Annotated in this window: 17 protein-coding genes; 5 read left to right on the top strand and 12 right to left on the bottom strand. The window is 55.4% G+C overall.

Translation table 11 applies throughout. From position 1 onward, the window contains the following. Positions 1-44: 44 nt before the first annotated feature. On the bottom strand, positions 45-1,538 hold the full coding sequence (gene lnt / locus NMUL_RS02920) for an apolipoprotein N-acyltransferase (RefSeq protein ID WP_041352782.1): 1,494 nt from the start codon (positions 1,536-1,538) through the stop codon (positions 45-47). 247 nt (positions 1,539-1,785) lie between these two features. Then, positions 1,786-2,973 carry a sensor histidine kinase gene (locus NMUL_RS02925; RefSeq protein ID WP_011379915.1) on the bottom strand — a complete coding sequence of 396 codons (1,188 nt, stop codon included), beginning with the start codon at positions 2,971-2,973 and terminating at the stop codon, positions 1,786-1,788. A 432-nt stretch (positions 2,974-3,405) separates the two neighbouring features. Here NMUL_RS02925 and NMUL_RS02930 point away from each other — a divergent pair, with 432 nt between their 5' ends. Beyond that, positions 3,406-4,704, top strand: coding sequence for an OapA family protein (locus NMUL_RS02930; RefSeq protein WP_238529856.1), 1,299 nt, complete (start codon positions 3,406-3,408; stop codon positions 4,702-4,704). Positions 4,705-4,756: 52 nt separating this feature from the next. Next, positions 4,757-5,857, top strand: a complete 1,101-nt coding sequence (locus NMUL_RS02935; protein ID WP_011379917.1) for an anhydro-N-acetylmuramic acid kinase — start codon at positions 4,757-4,759, stop codon at positions 5,855-5,857. Between the two features lie 87 nt (positions 5,858-5,944). Here NMUL_RS02935 and erpA read toward each other — a convergent pair whose 3' ends face one another. The 6 genes from erpA to rplM form a co-directional block, all read right to left on the bottom strand. Further along, positions 5,945-6,286: an iron-sulfur cluster insertion protein ErpA gene (erpA, locus tag NMUL_RS02940; RefSeq protein ID WP_011379918.1), complete on the bottom strand. Its 342-nt coding sequence runs from the start codon at positions 6,284-6,286 to the stop codon at positions 5,945-5,947. A gap of 78 nt (positions 6,287-6,364) precedes the next feature. Then, positions 6,365-6,790 (bottom strand): bactofilin family protein, encoded by a 426-nt coding sequence (locus NMUL_RS02945; protein ID WP_011379919.1) that lies wholly within the window; start codon positions 6,788-6,790, stop codon positions 6,365-6,367. Between the two features lie 9 nt (positions 6,791-6,799). After that, complete coding sequence (locus tag NMUL_RS02950) at positions 6,800-7,546, bottom strand: DUF6776 family protein (RefSeq protein WP_238529857.1); 747 nt, start codon at positions 7,544-7,546, stop codon at positions 6,800-6,802. 343 nt (positions 7,547-7,889) lie between these two features. Beyond that, positions 7,890-8,918, bottom strand: a complete 1,029-nt coding sequence (gene argC / locus NMUL_RS02955) for an N-acetyl-gamma-glutamyl-phosphate reductase (RefSeq protein ID WP_011379921.1) — start codon at positions 8,916-8,918, stop codon at positions 7,890-7,892. Positions 8,919-9,090: 172 nt separating this feature from the next. Beyond that, positions 9,091-9,483, bottom strand: coding sequence for a 30S ribosomal protein S9 (gene rpsI / locus NMUL_RS02960; RefSeq protein WP_011379922.1), 393 nt, complete (start codon positions 9,481-9,483; stop codon positions 9,091-9,093). 2 nt (positions 9,484-9,485) lie between these two features. Beyond that, the gene (gene rplM / locus NMUL_RS02965; RefSeq protein WP_011379923.1) at positions 9,486-9,920 is read right to left on the bottom strand and encodes a 50S ribosomal protein L13; all 435 of its coding nucleotides are present in this window, start codon (positions 9,918-9,920) and stop codon (positions 9,486-9,488) included. Positions 9,921-10,264: 344 nt separating this feature from the next. Here rplM and NMUL_RS02970 point away from each other — a divergent pair, with 344 nt between their 5' ends. Together NMUL_RS02970 and NMUL_RS02975 are read left to right on the top strand one after the other, a co-directional pair. After that, positions 10,265-11,137 carry a phosphoribulokinase gene (locus tag NMUL_RS02970; protein ID WP_011379924.1) on the top strand — a complete coding sequence of 291 codons (873 nt, stop codon included), beginning with the start codon at positions 10,265-10,267 and terminating at the stop codon, positions 11,135-11,137. Positions 11,138-11,340: 203 nt separating this feature from the next. Next, entirely contained in the window at positions 11,341-13,572 is a 2,232-nt protein-coding gene (locus tag NMUL_RS02975; protein ID WP_011379925.1) for a UvrD-helicase domain-containing protein, read from the top strand. Between the two features lie 84 nt (positions 13,573-13,656). Here the strand turns inward: NMUL_RS02975 and NMUL_RS02980 are convergent, their stop codons facing one another. Genes NMUL_RS02980 through NMUL_RS02995 form a run of 4 tightly spaced genes read right to left on the bottom strand, consistent with a single transcriptional unit; the run spans position 13,657 to position 16,605 of the window. Next, the gene (locus NMUL_RS02980) at positions 13,657-14,424 is read right to left on the bottom strand and encodes a BPSS1780 family membrane protein (protein ID WP_238529858.1); all 768 of its coding nucleotides are present in this window, start codon (positions 14,422-14,424) and stop codon (positions 13,657-13,659) included. A gap of 23 nt (positions 14,425-14,447) precedes the next feature. Then, complete coding sequence (locus NMUL_RS02985; protein ID WP_011379927.1) at positions 14,448-15,398, bottom strand: homoserine kinase; 951 nt, start codon at positions 15,396-15,398, stop codon at positions 14,448-14,450. A 57-nt stretch (positions 15,399-15,455) separates the two neighbouring features. Continuing rightward, a complete protein-coding gene (locus NMUL_RS02990) occupies positions 15,456-15,821 on the bottom strand; it encodes a DUF2782 domain-containing protein (RefSeq protein WP_011379928.1) in 366 nt (121 codons plus the stop codon). Positions 15,822-15,876: 55 nt separating this feature from the next. After that, complete coding sequence (locus NMUL_RS02995) at positions 15,877-16,605, bottom strand: LOG family protein (RefSeq protein WP_011379929.1); 729 nt, start codon at positions 16,603-16,605, stop codon at positions 15,877-15,879. A gap of 21 nt (positions 16,606-16,626) precedes the next feature. Here NMUL_RS02995 and polA point away from each other — a divergent pair, with 21 nt between their 5' ends. Further along, complete coding sequence (gene polA, locus NMUL_RS03000) at positions 16,627-19,344, top strand: DNA polymerase I (protein ID WP_011379930.1); 2,718 nt, start codon at positions 16,627-16,629, stop codon at positions 19,342-19,344. Positions 19,345-19,429: the final 85 nt, after the last annotated feature.

The raw sequence follows: 19,429 nt of genomic DNA on the forward strand, positions 1-19,429 counted from the left end.
AAGAGGCAGCAAGAGACGCCATAAAATTGGGCGAGAATGCGATTTTACCGTTTTTTGCGGGTTTCGCGAAAAGCGGATAACACGGCAAGTCCCAGCAATATTCCGCAAAGCCCGAGAATCAGGCTGTTGCCGAACCGCACATAGGGTGTGGCCCCGGCAAACCCCTGCGCCGTGCCATGCAAGGCGGTGGTGGTGAATATTTCCGCCTCCTGCAACACTCTCCCGCGCTCATTGATGATTGCCGTGACCCCTGTATTGGTTGCCCGCACCATGTAGCGTCCTGTTTCAAGGGCCCGCATCTGGGATATCTGCAAGTGCTGCCGGGGCCCGATGGAGCGGCCAAACCAGGCATCGTTGCTGACATTGGCGAGCAGGGTGGCTTGCGGCAGCTGCTGGATGATCTCTTCGCCGAACACGTCCTCATAGCAGATATTCACCGCGACCCGCTGCCCCGCGATATTCATGGGCTGCTGGCCAAGTGCGCCCCGTGAAAAATCGGATAACGGAATTTTCAGGACGTTGATGATCCACCCGAACACGGGCTTCAATGGAATGAATTCGCCAAACGGCACAAGGTGATACTTGCGGTAGCTCTGTTCCGGGGAAGTGCCGAAGCTGAACATGGAATTATAGTATTCGCTGCGGCCACCCGCTGCTTCCACCAAGCCAACCAGAACGTCGCCATTATTCCGCTTTGCATGGGCGGCCAGGTGGGCAAGATAAACGGGCGATACTTCGTTGCGGTAGAGCGGGATCGAAATTTCGGGTGTGATGATCAGGCGGCTGTCGCTTTGCAGTACAAGCCGGGCGTAGTTTTCCATGGAACTGATGAGCTGGTCCTCACGCCACTTCATATCCTGCGGAATGTTCCCCTGCAGCAGGCTTACGGTCACCGGTTCGCCTTCCGGTTCAGTCCAGTGAATCTGCTGAAGGCCCTCACCGGCAAGCCAGAGCGTCAGCAGGGGTAAGAAATGGAGAGGTTTGCGAAATTCCTTTCGAACGAGCAAACACAGCAGCGCAGCACTCAGCACCACCAGCAGCGAAATGCCGTATACGCCGATAATGGGTGCGAAACCGGCCAGGGGACTGAGGGGAGCCTGGGAGTAACCCAGGGTCAACCATGGAAAACCGGTAAACAATACGCTGCGCAGCCAGTCGGACAAGGCCCACAGCGCTCCCGCAGTCAGCGCCCATACGATAGGGGACGCAATATCCAGTTTTCTCAAAGTCCAGCCTGTCATTGCCGGAAACAGCGCGAGGTAGCTGCACAGAAAAATGAGCGCAAGCACGGCAACCGGCATCGGCATTGCGCCGAAATCATGCAGGGAAATATACAGCCAGGTGACACCCGCACTGAACATTCCCATGCCGAACGAGAAGCCCAGCAATCCGGCTGTGCGAGGTCGCGCGCTGTTGCGCCAGAAATGGCACAACAGCGCGAGGGTCGCAAGCGGGATCGGAAAAAGATAAAACGGCGCAAAACCGGGAACGGTAAGTGCGCCGAGCAGAAAACAGACCAGTAATTCCGAACGGATTATTTTATTCAATGTGCGTCAATGATTCGCCCTGGCGCGCTAGTGCGTCCCTCTGCGCTATCTCTTCTTCGGAGCCGAATGACAGAAAACCATTTTCAGATCAACTCCCCCGGATCTGATCTTCGTAACCGTTTGCTTGAGAAGATACCATACAAGCTTCATACGAAGAGAAGTGCCGATAATCAGTAACAGGGCGTGCCGAGCTCCCATGGCGGTGAGCGCGTGTTTATCCCGCAAAAAGACGCCAAAATCACCCGCCTGGATCAGAAACCTCGTCTTCCGGTATCTGGCGGGGTAGCAATAACCGGAAAGTCGAGCCGACGCCTACCACGGAGTCCACTTCCAGTTTGCCGCCCAAAAGCCGGGTGGCTTCTGAAGCGATGGACAGGCCCAGGCCGATGCCCGGTTTGCCGTAGGTATCGGCGCGCTGGAAAGCATCGAACAGGTGGGTCAGGTTTTCCGGCGCAATGCCCGGGCCCTGATCGCTCACGCTGAGGATCCAGGCGCTATCTTCCCTGGCGTTATGACGGGCTGTGACTTCTATCCGGCCACCCGAACTGTATTTTACCGCGTTCCCCAGCAGATTCTGCAATATTGGGACCAGCAGTGCTTCTTCACTGAGCACTTTCGCGCCTTCCGGCACATCGATGCTTAATTCTATTCCCTTCATTTCCGCTTCCGGTGTGACCTGCCTGACTGCTTGGGATAATAGTGAATTCAAATCCACCACTTCCATCGCCAGGTGAAAGTACCCTTTTCGCAGTTGCTCGGATTGCAGCAAGCGATCCATTCCAGCAGTGGTCTTGAGTATGATGCTCCTGACCAACTCCAGGTCCGCGACATTGTCGGCAAGCTCCGGAATTTTTGCGAGCTTCATTGCAAGTATTTGTATATATAGCGTGATTTGGCTGAGGTGATTGCGGAGATCATGAGAAAGAAAAGAGAGATACTTGGACTGGATTTCCGTCGCGGACTTGAGCTGCCGCTGCAGATTCTCGACGAATATGACTGTTCCGCTTTGCAGCGCCGCATCTACTGCCATGTTCAGGGCAACATTGCTTGTCTCGTCCAGTTCGCCATTCAATTCTTCGGAAATCTGTTCGATCATTACGCGCCGTAGAAGCTGGTACTCGACCACCAGTTCGCGGATGTTGTAATTTTCCTGAAAGCGCGACTCGCCATGCAGTCCACTGCCTTCCACCAGCGCCTGGGTAGTGACGGGATGGCTGGAGGAAAACGCTTCGATCACCTCTTCCAGGATCAGAGGCACAGAGTCGCGCAGGTTTCTGAGCGTGAGTGCGTCAGCCGCGGGCAGGGTGGAGGCAACAGATTTCTCCCACTCTCGCAGAATCGCGTCCTTGCGTGCGCGCAAGGCAGAGGCGAGGTGAGGAAACGCATGATATGCCAGCAGGTCCAGAGTGGGGTCGGCTGTAGACATAAGTTCTGAAAAACCGATAGTTTGGGAGCGGCTATTTTACTGTCAAATTGGAGATGAAGTCGGGAGTGATATCCGGGTTGATCTGGGGCAGGACCTCTGCCTTTTAAAGGCGGCTTGCATTTGGCTTTGATATGGGTTGCTGATTTTGTGCTAGACTCATATTCTGCAAGCCATGACGTCAAGAGGGAACCTATGCGAGGATATAGGAATAGGGGTTCCGCGCAAAGTCTGCTGACGCTCACGAAGGATGTATTGCGCTGGCTGTTTCGCCGTGGGCCACGGAGGGTGGAGAGAGCGGCCGATAGCCGGACGCCGGCACCCAAGAGATTCGCCCGGCCGATTTCCCGCACAAGGGAGATGCCTGGCAACAAGCAGACATGGGCGCGCAAAAAAAACAGATTACATTGGCTCCTTTATGAGGGACTTGAGATAGTGAGTAACAGCCAGGCTTTTACACTTACAAGAAAAACCCTGCGCGGCCTGATACTGTTATCGAGCATTCCGTTGTTTGGAATGGTGGCAGCCTTCGGTATTGCCCCCGATACTGCGGTGGAAGACGTACCGGTCGAGCAGGTTGTCCTCGGTCTGGAGATTCCGGAGATTCGCTCGAGGCCGGCGGAGGGGATGACTTTTTGGCGTCATGAACGTATCCAGCAGGGCGATACAATCGGGAGCCTGCTTTCCCGGCTTGAAGTGAATAATCAGGACGTGGCACGCCTCATTCGGGATACCTCCGAGCTGAAGGCCTTGCATCCGCTGGCCGCGGGCAGAATGGTGCATGCCGAAACCAGCGCCGCGGGCGAATTGCTGCTGCTGCGCTACTTCCCCGGCGGCAGCGATCAGGTGGTGCTGGAAAAACGCGACGGCAGCTATGTGGTGAGCGACAGGCCGGCATTGCTGGAAACCCATATCCAGATGAAATCAGGCGTGATCGAAAGCTCGCTTTTTGCCGCGATCGACCGCGCGGGGATTCCGGACAGCATAGCTTCCCAGATCGTCGATATCCTGTCTTCCCAAATAGATTTCCACCGTGATCTGCGCAAGGGTGACCGTTTTACAGTGGTGTACGATTCCCTCTACGGCAACGGGGAACCGACGAGAGCCGGCCGGGTGCTGGCGGTGGAGTTCGTCAACCAGGGAGTGCCTTACCGGGGAGTATATTTCCCCGGAAGCGACGGTGGAGAAGGCGGCTATTACACGCCGGACGGCAAGAACCTGCGCAGGGTATTTCTGCGCTCGCCGCTGGAATTTTCCCGCATCAGTTCCGGCTTTTCCAGCGGCCGCTTCCATCCCATCCTGAAAAAATGGCGGGCCCATAAGGGCATCGACTACGTGGCGCCCACCGGCACGGGGGTAAAGGCGGTTGCCGATGGCGTCGTGGCGGTAGCGGGATGGGAAGCGGGATATGGAAATTTCATCATCCTCGAGCATGAAGGATCGTATGCCACGGTCTACGGCCACCTGTCGGCTTTCGCCAAAGGGTTGCGCAAGGGTCAGCGTGTCCGTCAGGGATATGTCATTGGCCGGGTGGGAGCCACCGGCTTGGCGAGCGGGCCTCATCTGCACTTTGAGTTCCGTGTCAACGGCATTCAACGCGATCCTCTGAAGGAGCCGATGCCGGAAGGAAAACCGATCGCTCCCGCGCACCTCGCGGCATTTTACGAATCCACGAAATCATCGATGGCGAGGCTCGATATGCTGCACGGCACCAATCTCGCATTGCTGGATTAACGGCGGTGGCCGAACGGGTCGACTGGATAAAAGTCCCGTCAACGGGAGAGATTTGAAGGCGGCGTACTATATCGGCATCATGTCGGGCACCAGTCTGGATGGGATCGACGCAGTGCTTGCCGACTTTGAAGCCCCCCGGCCGGTGTTGCTGGACAACTTCTATCTGCCATACCCGGAGAAGCTCCGCGAACAGCTCAAGGCACTCCATTTTCCGGCTCATGGCGAGCTGCACCGCGCCGCGACGCTTGGTAATCAGCTCGCTCGTCATTATGCTGAAGCAGTGGGGGGCTTGCTCCGCAAAAGCGGGGTTGCGCCGCCCGAAGTCGCTGCCATCGGATGCCATGGGCAAACCATCCGTCATTGTCCCCAGGCAGAAGCGGGTTACACCATCCAGTTATGCAATTCTCCGTTACTGGTAGAGCTCACCGGAATCAGGGTTGTTTCCGATTTCAGGAGTCGCGATATCGCTGCGGGAGGACAGGGCGCCCCCCTGGTGCCGGCATTTCATCAGGCTCTGTTCGCGGACCCTCATGTTCATCGCGTGATCGTCAATATCGGGGGGATCAGCAATCTTACCGATCTGCCGCGGAATGGAAGCGTGACAGGATTCGATTGCGGTCCGGGCAATGCCATGATGGACGAGTGGTGCGCGCGCCATACCGGGCAAGCATATGATGAGGAGGGAAGGTGGGCGGCAACCGGAAAAACGCTTTCCGTGCTGCTGGAAAAGCTGCTGGCATTGCCATTTTTTTCCCTTCCCCCGCCCAAAAGCGTCAGCAGGGAATTATTCAGTACAACGTGGCTGGAAGGCTACCTGAAGGGGGATGAGAGCCCGGCCGATGTCCAGGCCACCCTGCTGGAGCTGACCGTCGCCGGAATTGCCCGCTGTATACTCGGTTACTGCGGGGATGCAACCGAAATTTATGTATGCGGCGGGGGGGCACGGAACAGCTACCTCATCGCCTCCCTTCAGGAGGCCTTATCCGGCAGGAAAGTCGGATTGACAGACAGCCTGGGCGTGGACGCTGACTGGCTGGAAGCTTTCGCCTTTGCCTGGCTTGCGCGGCAACTCATCCAGGGCATCCCGGGTAATATTCCCTCGGTCACTGGCGCGAAGGGCCCCCGGCTTCTCGGGGCCATCTACCCTGCCTAGGGCCTATATCCCTTCAGGACTTTCTTTTACCCCGAAAGAAGGGACGGAAGTGGATGTGGGGATCCGTGAATTAACCCCCAGGGGTTATTAAACGGAGAATGAAGAGCCGCAACCACAGGTGCTTGCAGCGCCCGGATTCTTGATAATGAACTGGGCGCCCTCGGCGTTTTCCTGGTAATCGATTTCCGCTCCTGCCAGATACTGGAAACTCATGGCATCCACCAGAAGTTTGACACCATTTTTTTCCATTACCGTGTCATCTTCACTTATCAGCTCATCAAAGGTGAATCCGTACTTGAAACCGGAGCATCCGCCTCCTGCCACGAATACCCGCAGCTTGAGATCGTTGTTTCCTTCCTCCTCGATCAGTTCCCTGACCTTGTTTGCCGCGTTGTCGGTAAAGATCAATGGCGTGGGGATGTCCGTCATTGGATCAGTCTGACCCGAACCGTCGTTGAAAGGAGTGTTCATAAGCGTTTCCGAATAGCCTGGTAAGAACTTGCAGTGTTATACGTGCTTCAAATCGTTGATCTGGGCCGCAGGCAACAATGTAACGACATTGCTTTCACGTTCCAGGATTTCCGTGTGGAGCAGCATGCCCTGAACAGATGCACCGAGATGTATTTCCATGCCCTTATAGTGTACATCGCCACAGACCTTCGCCTTTGGCTGGAGTTCCACATACTCGGTAACCTTTATCGTGCCGACTACCGTGCCATTGATCACAGCATGTGAAACGTGGATGACACCTTCTACGACCGCCTGATCGCTTAAAACCAGAGTGCTCGGCAGGTCGCTAAACCCGGTAATGTTTCCCGTAACACGACCGTCTATTCGTACTCCCCCGCTGAAGATGATATTTCCTTCAATGTGGGTATCGACGCCGATAAGCGAATCGATCTGGTTGTGCGGTCTGCCTATTTTCTCAAACATTTTCTCTCCTTACAAAGACAGATTCACCGTTTGCATGAGCCTTGCCTGCGTTTCGCCCTTCTCGAACACTTTCACCTGCAAGCTGTCGACAATGGCATCCGGAGCCAGCCAGAAAGTACTTTCCACTCGCCGATAAAACCGGAAGCTGACATCAAGCTTTTTCGAGGAGTCGTCGCTCGTCTCGCTGGAGGTCAATGGCTGGACCATTTTTTCCCCATTCTGCTGAAAATTGACAGCAAGTTCCAGGTTACCGTGAAAATCCTTGCCCCGCACTCCCGACTGAACCAGAAGCAGGCTATACCGGTATTCGCCGGGCAGTTTACCTTTTTCAAGCTTCAGGCCTCCGATGGAAATGCGTTGCCCGGCTTTGCCGGAAGCAGAACCAAGATTCTGGAAAAAGGCCAGTTCTTCCTTGAGGCGGGTATTCTCGCCCTGAAGGGTCTTGACTTGGCTTGCGATGTCCAGACGGGCGGCCTGATCCATTTGCAGCTGCTGATCGAGCCCCGCCATCTTTATGCGCAGTTCGTCATTCTCTTGCTGCAGTCGCGCATTCAACTGCGACAACCGCTCCATCTCAGGTCCTGTCTCGGTTTTTTCTTCACGTGGAGGCTCGATTCTGTCGGGAATACCGGCTTTGCGGCCGGCATCGTACATGCTCCACGAAAGAATCAGCGCAGCCACGAGCAGGATGGCAAGGGTCGCCCAGCGGACATGAGCGGGAGTCTGCAACCGGACCGCGGCTGGCGCCGCAGCCATTTTGTGCCTTTTATTACGCGACTTTATCATAAGCGCAGGTCATGCCCTTTGAAGAGGCAGCCAAGCGTATCCGAAACATCGCAAAAGAGCATCAGATTGAAATAATGGAAAGTTTCTCTTGCAGCTGGGCTTTTGATCACTATCAGGAGAAGTATTGAGAGAAACCCGCAGCCAGCTATGGATATTCTAACGATGAACCTCGATCTTGACAAAGACTAACTCTTATCGAGGAACAGTCGCCCTGCATTTTCTGGAAATTAACTCTCATTGCATGGCGGGATCTTCTTGAGGGCGCCTGGACTGATTTCGGCAGCAACGCAGCTCCGTACGCTTGTTTAGATTCTTACGGAAACAAGGGAAGATGGGTGATGGCAAGGGTTTCCGGCAAGCCGAACATGAGATTCATATTCTGCACTGCCTGTCCGGCCGCACCCTTGACAAGGTTGTCTGTAACCGAGAGTATGACGGCCGTATCCCCCCCCTGGGGTCGATGGACGGCGATGCGGCAGAGATTCGAACCCCGCACGGAGCGGGTTTCCGGATGGGAGCCTGCCGGAAGCACGTCGACAAACGGTTCATTCACGTAGCGGTTTTCATATAACGCCTGCAAGTCGACTTCTTTAAGGAGTTTTACATAAAGCGTGGCATGAATGCCGCGAATCATAGGGGTGAGGTGTGGTACGAATGTCAGACCGACGGGGTGTTTTGCCGCTTGCGACAAGCCCTGCCTGATCTCGGGGAGATGGCGATGCCCGGATACTCCATAGGCCTTGAAGTTGTCCGCTGCCTCAGCAAAAAGGGTATGAATTTCCGCGTTGCGTCCCGCGCCTGATACGCCCGATTTCGCGTCTGCGACGAGATGATCCAGATCCGCGGCACCCGATTCCACCAGGGGAAGGAAACCCAGCTGCACGGCCGTGGGATAGCAGCCGGGATTGGCTATGAGCCGCGCTGTCTTTATCCTGTCGCGATTGATTTCCGGCAGACCGTAGACCGCCTCCGCAACCAGTTCGGGGCACGCATGGGGCATTCCATACCATTTTTCCCAGACGGCGATATCCTTGATGCGAAAATCGGCGGCAAGATCAATTATCCGCACGCCTGCATCGAGCAGGGATGGAACCTGTTTCATGGCAATGCCATTCGGAGTGGCAAAAAATACCACATCGCATTTTTCGAGGTTTGCCTCTGCAGGATCGGAAAATTTTAACTCTATCCGTCCACGCAGACTTGGAAACAACTGGGCGACATCCATGCCAGCTTCCTTGCGCGATGTAATCGCCTCGATATTCACCTCCGGATGTTGAGACAAGATGCGCAGCAACTCTACTCCGGTATATCCGGTTCCACCTACGATGCCAATCTTAAGCATGGTTCTTCTAAATTTTCGTGTGGTTGAAATTCGTTGGCACGCTGCATCTACCTGACATCCACATGATGTCTGTGGAAGGTTTTGCGATTACAAGCGCCAGAAAAAGATAAAAGAAAAAGCCGCATGTCCGCCAGAAACAGCGGGCAGGCGGCTTTTTATGACAGATAAAAGCTTATCGTTTGGAGAACTGCTTCCGGCGTCGTGCCTTGCGCAGGCCAACCTTTTTGCGCTCCACTTCACGCGCGTCACGCGTAACCAGTCCTGCATTGCTCAATACGGGTTTCAGGGTGGCATCGAAGTCAATCAGCGCACGGGTAATTCCATGCCTTACTGCGCCTGCCTGTCCGGATTCGCCTCCACCGTGAATATTCACCAGGATGTCGAAGCGGTCGAGATTTCCGGTCAATTCCAGCGGCTGACGCACCACCATGCGTCCCGTTTCCCGGGAAAAAAACTCATCCACAGGTTTGTTGTTGACTGTTATCACGCCGCTACCCGGCTTGATGAACACGCGCGCTACCGCACTTTTGCGCCGTCCCGTACCGTAACTGTAGGTTCCATTCATGATCAAGCCCTGACTTCAAGTTGCCGCGGCTGTTGTGCGGCGTGTGGGTGTGCTGCACCGGCATATATCTTGAGTTTCTTTAACATGGCATAGCCGAGGGGACCTTTCGGCAGCATGCCTTTTACTGCTTTTTCCAGCGGCCTGCCGGGGAAGCGCGCATGCATTTTCGCGAAACTCGTTTCGTATATGCCACCGGGGTAACCGCTGTGGCGATAGTACATCTTGCTTTCAGCCTTGTTGCCGGTAACGCGCATCTTGTCCACGTTGATCACGACAATGAAATCACCGGTATCCACATGTGGCGTGTAGATGGGCTTATGCTTGCCGCGAAGACGATGGGCAATCTCGGCAGCGAGGCGTCCAAGTACCTTGCCGGCCGCATCAATCACGAACCATTCCCGATTCACTTCATGTGGTTTGGCTGAAAAGGTTTTCACAAACCTACCCCTGCTTATTTACTAAAAGCCGCGCATTCTATGCCAGAGATGCATGAATGTCAAACCGGAGTCCGCGGACAGCGGTGATATTCGTCTGCCACAAACATCGCTCTCCTCGCTGATTTTCGTTTTGCAAGGCGGTGTATGCCGGCGCCTTTTGTTCCCACCAAAATCATTGAGAAAACGGTTATCATAACGCACCTTAAAATTGCCGGCGGAAGATCACAGCGAATATTGAGGCAAAAATTGCAGGAAGCCTCTGAACAGGCGCCCCTGCTCGCCTGGCAACGTGTCCAAATATTCCATAACATCATCTTATTACTATTTGTCCGAGGAGAAGTTGTATGTCGCAAAAACACCCTGTCATCGCCGTTACCGGATCATCCGGCGCCGGTACGTCGACGGTCAAGAATAGTTTCGAGCATATTTTCCGGCGCGAGAAACTGACTGCTGCGGTGGTGGAGGGGGATAGCTTCCATCGTTATGATCGCGATGCCATGAAAAAAGCCGTAGCCGAATCCGAAAAGGACGGAGGACGTCCCATCAGTCATTTCGGTCCGGAGGCCAACGAGTTCGAGAAACTGGAAACCTTGTTCAAGGAATACGGCGAAACCGGCGGCGGAGAGACGCGCCTGTACCTGCACAATGACGAGGAGGCCGCGCCCTACCAGCAGAAGGCGGGCACCTTCACGCCCTGGGCGTCGATAAAGCCCGGCTCGGATCTGCTGTTTTATGAAGGGCTGCACGGAGGAGTGCAGAGCGATACGGTGGATGTGGCCAGATATGTCGACCTGCTGGTGGGGGTAGTGCCCATCGTGAATCTGGAGTGGATTCAGAAAATCCACCGCGACATGAATGCGCGTGGTTATTCGGCCGAAGCGGTGACGCACACGATACTCCGCCGCATGCACGATTATGTGCATTACATTACTCCGCAATTTTCCAAAACGCATATCAATTTCCAGCGTGTGCCGACGGTGGACACCTCGAATCCTTTCATCGCCCGGGACATCCCGACGCTGGATGAAAGTTTCGTCGTGATCCGGTTTCGCGATCCCAGGAACGTCGACTTCCCGTATCTGCTTGCCATGATTCACAATTCATTCATCTCCCGCCCGAACACCATCGTCGTTCCCGGCGGGAAAATGGGCTTGGCCATAGAGCTCATATTGACGCCGCTTATTCTCGATCTCGTGGTGGCAAGCCGCAAAAAGTAGCGGCAGCCAAATAGCGCCCGAACGTTATAGTAAAACATCCTGAAAACCCGGTGCCCTTCCTGGGCATCGCGCGACTCTCTATCGGAAGGAGAACCAGGGGGGCGGGTTTGCAGGAGTATCATATTGTTCTACATTGCTTTTAATCCGATTTTGCGCGGCCTGAATCATCCCGGTCGTGCCCGGACCGGAAAAATCTTTGCTGTATGTCTTCTCTACTCACCGCACTAAACCCGGAACAACTCGAAGCAGTTACGTTGCCCCATCAGTCGGCGTTGGTCCTTGCCGGCGCGGGCAGCGGCAAGACCAAGGTCCTTACGACCCGCATCGCGTATCTGATCCAGTCCGGCGAAGTCAGTCCTCACGGAATATTGGCCGTCACTTTTACCAATAAGGCGGCCAAGGAAATGCTTACTCGCATTGCCGCCATGCTGCCCATCAATACGCGCGGCATGTGGATAGGTACCTTCCACGGCTTATGCAACCGCCTGCTTCGCGCTCATCACCAGGATGCCGGTTTGCCGCAAACCTTTCAGATTCTGGATTCCGCCGATCAGCTGGCGGTCATCAAGCGCATCCTGAAAAATCTGGGTGCGGACGATGAGAAATTTCCTCCGCGTCAGGTCCAATGGTTCATCAATAATGCCAAGGAGGAGGGGCTGCGTGCATCGCAGGTGGAAGCGTACGATGACTACACGCGCAAGATGGTCGAGTTCTATGCATCTTACGAGCACCAATGCAACAAGGAAGGGGTGGTCGATTTTGCCGAGTTGTTGCTGCGCAGCTATGAATTGCTGATGCGCAACGAAATCGTACGCGAGCATTATCGCAGCCGGTTCCTGCACATCCTGGTGGACGAGTTCCAGGATACCAGTCGGCTGCAATACAAATGGCTGCGCCTGCTCGCCGGTCCGAAAACCGCTGTCTTTGCCGTGGGCGATGACGACCAGAGCATTTATGCCTTCCGTGGCGCCAATACCGGCAACATGAGAGAGTTCGAACAGGATTTTCGCATCCCCAGGATCATCAAACTGGAGCAGAACTACCGTTCACATGGCAATATTCTGGATGCTGCCAACACGCTGATACGCAACAATAATGGGCGGCTCGGCAAAAATCTCTGGACTTCAGAAGGGCGCGGTGAGCCGATACGGGTATACAACGCTCCGACGGATTTCGATGAAGCGGCGTTTATCGTGGATGAAGTCAAATCCCTGCGCGCAGAGGGAGTCCAACTGTCCCAGATCGCGTTGCTTTATCGTTCCAATGCCCAATCACGTGTGCTGGAGCACGCCTTGTTCAATGCCTCGCTGCCTTACCGGGTATACGGAGGCATGCGCTTCTTCGAGCGACAGGAAATCAAGCACGCATTGGCTTACCTGCGAATGATAGCCAATCCGGAGGACGACAACGCGCTACTGAGAATCGTCAACTTCCCGGCACGTGGTATCGGCCTGCGGAGTCTGGAGCAATTGCAGGATGAAGTCAGGCAACAGGGGGGAAGCCTCTGGGAAGCGATGCTGAAAAAATGCAGGGGCAGAGAACCCGCCACGTCAGGCTTGCTGAATAAGTCCTCGGCGGGAGTGGGGGAGAATAAAGAGCCGGACAGGCCCAGAAGAGGCATCGAGGGATTCGTTGCGCTGATCGAATCGATGCGGCAGGTTTGTGAAACCCTGCCGCTCCCGGAAATTGTCGAACATATGCTGGAGCACAGCGGATTGATCAGGCACTATCAAGCCGAGCGCGAGGGGGCCGACCGGCTGGAGAATTTGAACGAGTTGGTCACTGCGGCGACTGCCTTCGTGCACGAAGCCGAAGATGACGGTCTGGCCGTTTTTCTCAATCATGCTTCACTGGAAGCAGGCGAGCACCAGGCGGGCGGAGGGGAGGATGCCTTGCAGCTGATGACCGTGCACTCAGCCAAAGGACTGGAGTTTCACAGCGTATTTCTAAGCGGTCTCGAAGAAGGTTTGTTTCCCCACGATAACAGCCGTAACGAGGCGGGGGGGCTGGAAGAAGAGCGGCGCCTGATGTACGTAGCCGTGACGCGCGCGAAGCGCCGGCTGTATTTGAGCTTTGCCCAAAGCCGCATGTTGCATGGCCAGACTCGCTACAACATTCCCACTCGATTCATAGAGGAAATACCGCAGGGCGTGCTCAAGTGGCTGCAGCCCGTGCAGAAGACAGCGCCTTGGCGACCGGCGCCGCTTTCTCCCACTCAGGAGGTTGCGCAGCGCCCCCAAATCCGGGAAATGGGAGTGAGGGAGGCGACGGCATCGCCCTGGCGGGTGGGCCAGAACGTGGTTCACGCAAAGTTCGGGGCAGGAGTGATCGTCAACTGCGAAGGCCGCGGTGCCGATGCGCGGGTTGAGGTTAAATTCGGGCGCAATGGCAGCAAATGGTTGTTACTGGAATATGCAAAACTGACAGCGTTGTAAAGCCTGGAAGCCCGGGTGCCCAGGGGGGAGCTGGGAACAGTTTGCTTTCCGCCGTGCATTCCCCGTCATGGATCCCCGGGGGAATCATGCGCTTTCCGAGACATCCCCGGAATTTGCTCCTACCTGAAAAATATCCATGTAGCTCGTGTAGATCGAAGCGAAAACGGTCGGGACCAGCACAAAAAGTCCCAGGCCGTAGGGAATCATGGCGATTATCGTGAACGCCACCAGTACAATCAGGTAAATCTGGAATGCCACGATGTTTTTCACGCACGCAAAGAAGCTGGTTCGCATTGCTTCCACTGGAGGCATTTCATCGAATACCGCCAGCAGAGGCGCAAACCAGGTGGCCATCAGGAGAGGAATGGACAGGGTCAGCGCTACCAGGGAAGCGGATAACATATCCCCTGATACGTTTTTCAATTCATTTTCATCGACCCGTTTTCCTTCCAGCAGCAGGCTCATCAGCACGTCGCCGCCGACCAGCATGAATATGCCGACGATGAGTACCTGGCCCACCAGATAAATTCCCCCTATCGTAATCAGCGGTCCGGGGTTGCGAAAGCCCGCAAAGAGATGCCCTATTTCCAGCTGCCCTCCGTGTTCCAGCGTTCTGCAGCCGATCATCAGTCCCGCCAGGAATACCGGCGAGAGCAGCGTGAAAATGAATTGGCCTGCCGTTGGGATAAGTCCCAGGGTAGCCGCGATCAGCAGAAGGGTGGTGCAAAGAAGAATCCACACCATGGGGACTCTGCGGAACAACTGAAAACCTTCCGCTATCCATTCCCATCCCCTTCTCCCGTCTACCTGCCTGATATTCATCTTGTTTTTTCTCCGATAAACGTCTTCCATCCCGCCTGCTGTTCAACTGGCGCTCAGATCCACACCTCGGCAAGCTTCGAGCGTGCTGCTGCATGGCTTTGCAGTATACGCATGAAGTGAGCAGGATCCTTCACGTGCGTAAGTTCTCCGGCGCGCGGCAGGTGATAGTCCTGCAGGCGTGAAAGCCAGAAGCGCAGCGCGCCGGCGCGCAGCATCACTGGCCAGGCGTCACGCTCAATCTCCAGCAGCGGCCGGGTGCGGTGATAGGCTTCGAGCAGCGATAAAGTCCGCTCCGGATCCAATTCCGCATTTTCGTTGAGACACCAGTCGTTCGCGGTAATCGCCAGGTCGTACAGCAGCACATCGTTGCAGGCAAAGTAGAAATCGATCACTCCGCCCATTGCGCCATCCTTGAAAAGGACATTGTCACGAAACAGGTCGGCATGGATCACGCCCCGGGGAAGGCTTTCCGTTCTATGCGATGATTGAAAGCGTAATTCCTCCCCGAGAATCGCAGCCTCATCCTCCGAAAGAAACGGCATGACTTCCTGCGCCGCAGCTTTCCACCATCTGGGCCCTCGCAAATTCTCCATTTTTTCCGGATAGGATAAGCCGGATAAATGCATGTTGGCCAGGAGTTCGCCAACCTCGGCGCAATGGGTGGCCGTGGGAGATTCCTGCGACTTTCCGGGAAGGCAGGTGACGATGCTCGCCGGCTTGCCATTGAGCTCTCCCAGGAATTTATTGGCGAGATCCGCCACTGGGCTGGGGCAGGGAAGGCCGTGGCGCGCCAGGTAGGCCATCAGATTCAAATAGTAGGGTAGTTCCGCCGAAGTCAGTTTTTCAAATAGTGTCAGAACATATTTGCCGTGGCTGGTAGTGACAAAATAATTCGTATTTTCAATGCCGGAAGAAATACCCTGCAGATTGACCAATTTGCCGATGGAATAATTTCTCAGCCATGCGGAAAGCTGCTCATGGGTAACTATGGTGAAGACAGACATGGAGCGGGAAAGTAAGGCAGAAGCAGTTTAATCAGGCGCAATGGCTGTCCTGGAAAATCAGAACTCGCGTATCACCCACATGGGAGGGCGAATACGCTGATCCAGACCGCCTGTATCGTGGGTGGAAAAAGTGCCGTCGCCGCGATTGTCGATCAGGTAATACGGAAGCCCTATGCGCGGTATGACCTTGATCATGTAGAGGCGTCCATTGAGGCGATATTCCTCGATCTGGTCCTCTCCGCGCTTGGTGATGGTAACCTGCGGCTCAAGCGATTCTTCCTCGTCTTCGATACCCGTCGAAGGCAGCGATAATTCCGGGGGTTCCGGCACTTCCGGTATGGGTCGCAGATCCTTGGGCTGATTGGATTGCGCCGCCGCTGGCAGTACAGAACTCAATAACAGTGCAACAACGATACGACGCATGGCGCCTCCCGGCGGGTCAGGTCAATACGCCATTCTATCCGAAATGCCCTGGCTGTTATAGATTGAGTTGAATTTCCCGTTCAGCGACGGAAGGCTCGAAGCCGCGCGTCTCGTAATACTTGAATATCGCATCCACCACCTCCGCCGGCTCGTCGATTACCTGGATCAGATCCATATCTTCAGGGGCGATCATGCCCTCTGCAACGAGTACATTCTGCAGCCATTCGAGCATGCCGCGCCAGAAATCCGAACGAACCAGGATAATGGGCATTCTGCGCGTCTTTCCGGTCTGGACCAGTGTCAGCGCTTCCATCAGTTCATCCAGGGTGCCGAATCCGCCTGGCAGCACTACATAGGCCGTCGCGAGTTTGACGAACATGTACTTGCGCGCAAAAAAATGGCGGAACGTCTGGCTGACGTCCTGATAAACATTCCGGTGCTGCTCGTGCGGCAACTGGATATTCAGTCCGATACTGGGGGATTCGCCATAATAAGCCCCCTTGTTCGCGGCTTCCATGATCCCCGGCCCCCCGCCGGAAATGACGGAAAAGCCTGCATCGGAGAGTTGCCGCGCAATCTGCTCGGTTAACTCATAGTAGGGATGATCAGGGAGAGTGCGGGCACTGCCGAAAATGCTGACCGCAGGCATGACGGAGTGGAGACGCTCCGTTGCCTCGACAAATTCTGCCATAATCCCGAACACCCGCCAGGATTCACGTCCTGACCATGCCTTCTCCTGGAAATCGTTTGTCATGGTACGGGCTGCTTTGTTTTTCAGGCTCATCGGAAAACCTTTGGAAGTTAAATGAAAACACTACTGCTGGTCGATGGTTCATCTTATCTGTATCGCGCTTTTCACGCGCTGCCCGATTTCCGCAACCGCAATAACGAGCCGACCGGTGCAGTCTATGGCGTGCTGAATATGCTGCGCCGCTTGCACAAGGATTATCAGGCCGATTATAGCGCTTGCGTATTTGATGCAAAAGGCAAGACTTTCCGCGATGAGCTCTACGCCGAGTACAAGGCGAACCGGCCGCCCATGCCCGACGAGCTTGCCGCCCAGATTGCGCCGCTCCTGGAATGCATAAATGCAATGGGATGGCCGATGCTTTCTGTGGAAGGAGTAGAGGCGGACGATGTGATCGGCACGCTGGTGAAACAGGCCGAAGGCGAGAACATGCGCTGCATCATTTCGACTGGCGATAAAGACATTGCGCAACTGGTGAACCCCCAAGTGACCCTCGTCAATACCATGACGAATGAAATGCTTGATGAAGCCGGTGTGCTTGGACGTTTCGGCGTACCTCCGGAACGCATGCTCGACTATCTGGCGCTGGTGGGTGACGCGGTCGACAACATCCCCGGCGTAGCGAAGGTGGGACCAAAAACCGCGGTGAAGTGGCTCAATCAATATGGGACACTCGATAACTTGCTTGTCCATGCTGGCGAAATAGGCGGCGTAGTAGGGGAGAATCTGCGCAATGCGCTGGGCTGGTTGAGCAGATCGCGGCAACTGCTCTCCATCAAGTGCGACGTTTCGTTGCCGGTCAGCCTGCATGATCTCGGACCCCAGCCCCCTGACATGGTAAAGCTCGCGGAGTTGTACGAGCGGCTGGACTTCAAGAGCTGGTTGCGCGAATTGCAACAGGAATCCCAGGCGGAAGGAGCCGCTGATGCGCTTTCTCGGGGTTTTGCCCCGGCAGGCTCGAATCTGGTGCAGGCCGATTATCAGACCATTCTTACTCCCGAGCAACTCGATGAGTGGATGATGCGAATCGCCGCGGCGCCGCTCGCCTCACTCGACACCGAAACGACGGGGCTTGATCCGATGCGCGCCGAGCTGGTGGGTATCTCGTTTTCCGTGGAACCGCATCACGGGGCCTATATACCGCTGGGACATCGTTATACCGGTGTCCCCCGCCAGTTGCCGCTCGACTTTGTGCTCGAAAAGCTCAAACCCTGGCTGACAGACCCTTCCGCCCCCAAACTGGGGCAGAACCTGAAGTTTGACAGGCACGTGTTCGCCAACCACGGCATCGGGTTGAAAGGAATCGTTCACGATACGCTGCTGCAATCCTATGTCTTCGAATCCCATCGCCCGCACGATATGGACAACCTTGCGCTGCGGCATCTGGGGATCAAAACCATCACCTATGATGAAGTCACCGGCAAGGGAGCCGCCCGAATAGGTTTCGAGCAGGTGGATATCGAACGCGCTGCGCAATATGCAGCCGAGGACGCGGATGTCACGCTGCAGCTGCACCAGCACCTGTATGCTGAAGTTGGCAAGGATGCAAAGCTCGATCATATCTATCGCACGCTGGAAATGCCCGTGATGGATGTCCTGTTCGAGATGGAGCGCAACGGGGTGCTCCTGGATATCAAATTGCTGGAAACGCAAAGCCGCGAGCTCGGCGAGAAAATGCTGGCGCTGGAGGAGCGCGCCTGCACCATTGCCGGGCTGCCATTCAACCTGAATTCACCCAAACAGATTCAGGAAATCCTGTTTGACAGACTCAAGCTGCCTGTCATGAAAAAAACACCGAGCGGCGTTCCTTCCACCGACGAAGATGTACTGCAGAAACTTGCACTTGATTATCCCCTCGCCAGGGCTCTGCTGGATTATCGGGGTCTTGCCAAACTCAAGTCGACTTACACCGACAAGCTGCCGCGCATGGTGCATCCCGTTACTGGAAGAGTGCACACCAATTATGCCCAGGCTGTGGCGGTGACGGGCAGACTCGCCAGTAACGAACCGAACTTGCAGAACATACCCATCCGCACTGCCGAAGGGCGGCGTATCCGGGAAGCGTTCATTGCCCCGAGCGGATACAGAATCATTTCCGCGGATTATTCACAGATCGAATTACGCATCATGGCGCACATTTCGCAGGATGCCGGACTGCTCAAGGCCTTTGCACAAGGGGAAGACATCCATCGCGCCACGGGCTCCGAGATATTCGGCGTTCCCCTGGAAACAGTGAACAGCGAACAGCGCAGGTATGCAAAAATCATCAATTTCGGCCTGATCTACGGTATGTCGGAATTCGGACTCGCGACGCAACTGGGGATTGAGCGGGCCGCGGCCAGAACCTATATGGACCGCTACTTTTCCCGCTATCCGGGAGTGGCGGACTACATGCAGCGGACACGGAAAACCGCCAGGGAAAACCGCTATGTGGAGACCGTTTTCGGGCGGCGGCTGTGGTTGTCGGAGATCAACAGTTCCAACGGCATGCGTCGTCAGGCGGCGGAACGCGCTGCCATCAACGCGCCCATGCAGGGTACTGCCGCCGATATCATCAAGCTTGCCATGATAGAAGTGCATGACTGGCTGCGGCGGCATGAACTGCGCAGCAAACTCGTCATGCAGGTCCATGACGAACTGGTGTTGGAGGTGCCGGAAAACGAAATCGAGACCATAAAGCGCGAGTTGCCGTTGCTCATGGGCAATGTGGCGCAACTTCAGGTGCCGTTATTGGTGGAAGTAGGCGTCGGGCCAAATTGGGAGCAGGCCCACTGAACACAGGGGTGAAAAGAGCGGGAAGGGGAGAAGTATTGCTTGCTAAATTGCTGAAAATTGCCGTAAAATCACCCCCTTTTCGGTT

Source organism: Nitrosospira multiformis ATCC 25196, from assembly GCF_000196355.1.
In the GTDB taxonomy this organism is placed as follows: Bacteria; Pseudomonadota; Gammaproteobacteria; order Burkholderiales; family Nitrosomonadaceae; genus Nitrosospira; species Nitrosospira multiformis.

Bases quoted from the DNA above. Each gene is read 5' to 3' on its own strand.
- NMUL_RS02975 (WP_011379925.1), top strand. From the start codon at position 11,341: ATGTCTTCTCTACTCACCGCACTAAACCCGGAACAACTCGAAGCAGTT.
- NMUL_RS02985 (WP_011379927.1), bottom strand. From the start codon at position 15,398: ATGTCTGTCTTCACCATAGTTACCCATGAGCAGCTTTCCGCATGGCTG.
- rpsI (WP_011379922.1), bottom strand. From the start codon at position 9,483: ATGAATGGAACCTACAGTTACGGTACGGGACGGCGCAAAAGTGCGGTA.
- NMUL_RS02990 (WP_011379928.1), bottom strand. From the start codon at position 15,821: ATGCGTCGTATCGTTGTTGCACTGTTATTGAGTTCTGTACTGCCAGCG.
- NMUL_RS02950 (WP_238529857.1), bottom strand. From the start codon at position 7,546: ATGGCTGCGGCGCCAGCCGCGGTCCGGTTGCAGACTCCCGCTCATGTC.
- NMUL_RS02995 (WP_011379929.1), bottom strand. From the start codon at position 16,605: ATGAGCCTGAAAAACAAAGCAGCCCGTACCATGACAAACGATTTCCAG.
- erpA (WP_011379918.1), bottom strand. From the start codon at position 6,286: ATGACGGACATCCCCACGCCATTGATCTTTACCGACAACGCGGCAAAC.
- NMUL_RS02945 (WP_011379919.1), bottom strand. From the start codon at position 6,790: ATGTTTGAGAAAATAGGCAGACCGCACAACCAGATCGATTCGCTTATC.
- NMUL_RS02925 (WP_011379915.1), bottom strand. From the start codon at position 2,973: ATGTCTACAGCCGACCCCACTCTGGACCTGCTGGCATATCATGCGTTT.
- argC (WP_011379921.1), bottom strand. From the start codon at position 8,918: ATGCTTAAGATTGGCATCGTAGGTGGAACCGGATATACCGGAGTAGAG.
- NMUL_RS02970 (WP_011379924.1), top strand. From the start codon at position 10,265: ATGTCGCAAAAACACCCTGTCATCGCCGTTACCGGATCATCCGGCGCC.
- NMUL_RS02980 (WP_238529858.1), bottom strand. From the start codon at position 14,424: ATGGAAGACGTTTATCGGAGAAAAAACAAGATGAATATCAGGCAGGTA.
- polA (WP_011379930.1), top strand. From the start codon at position 16,627: ATGAAAACACTACTGCTGGTCGATGGTTCATCTTATCTGTATCGCGCT.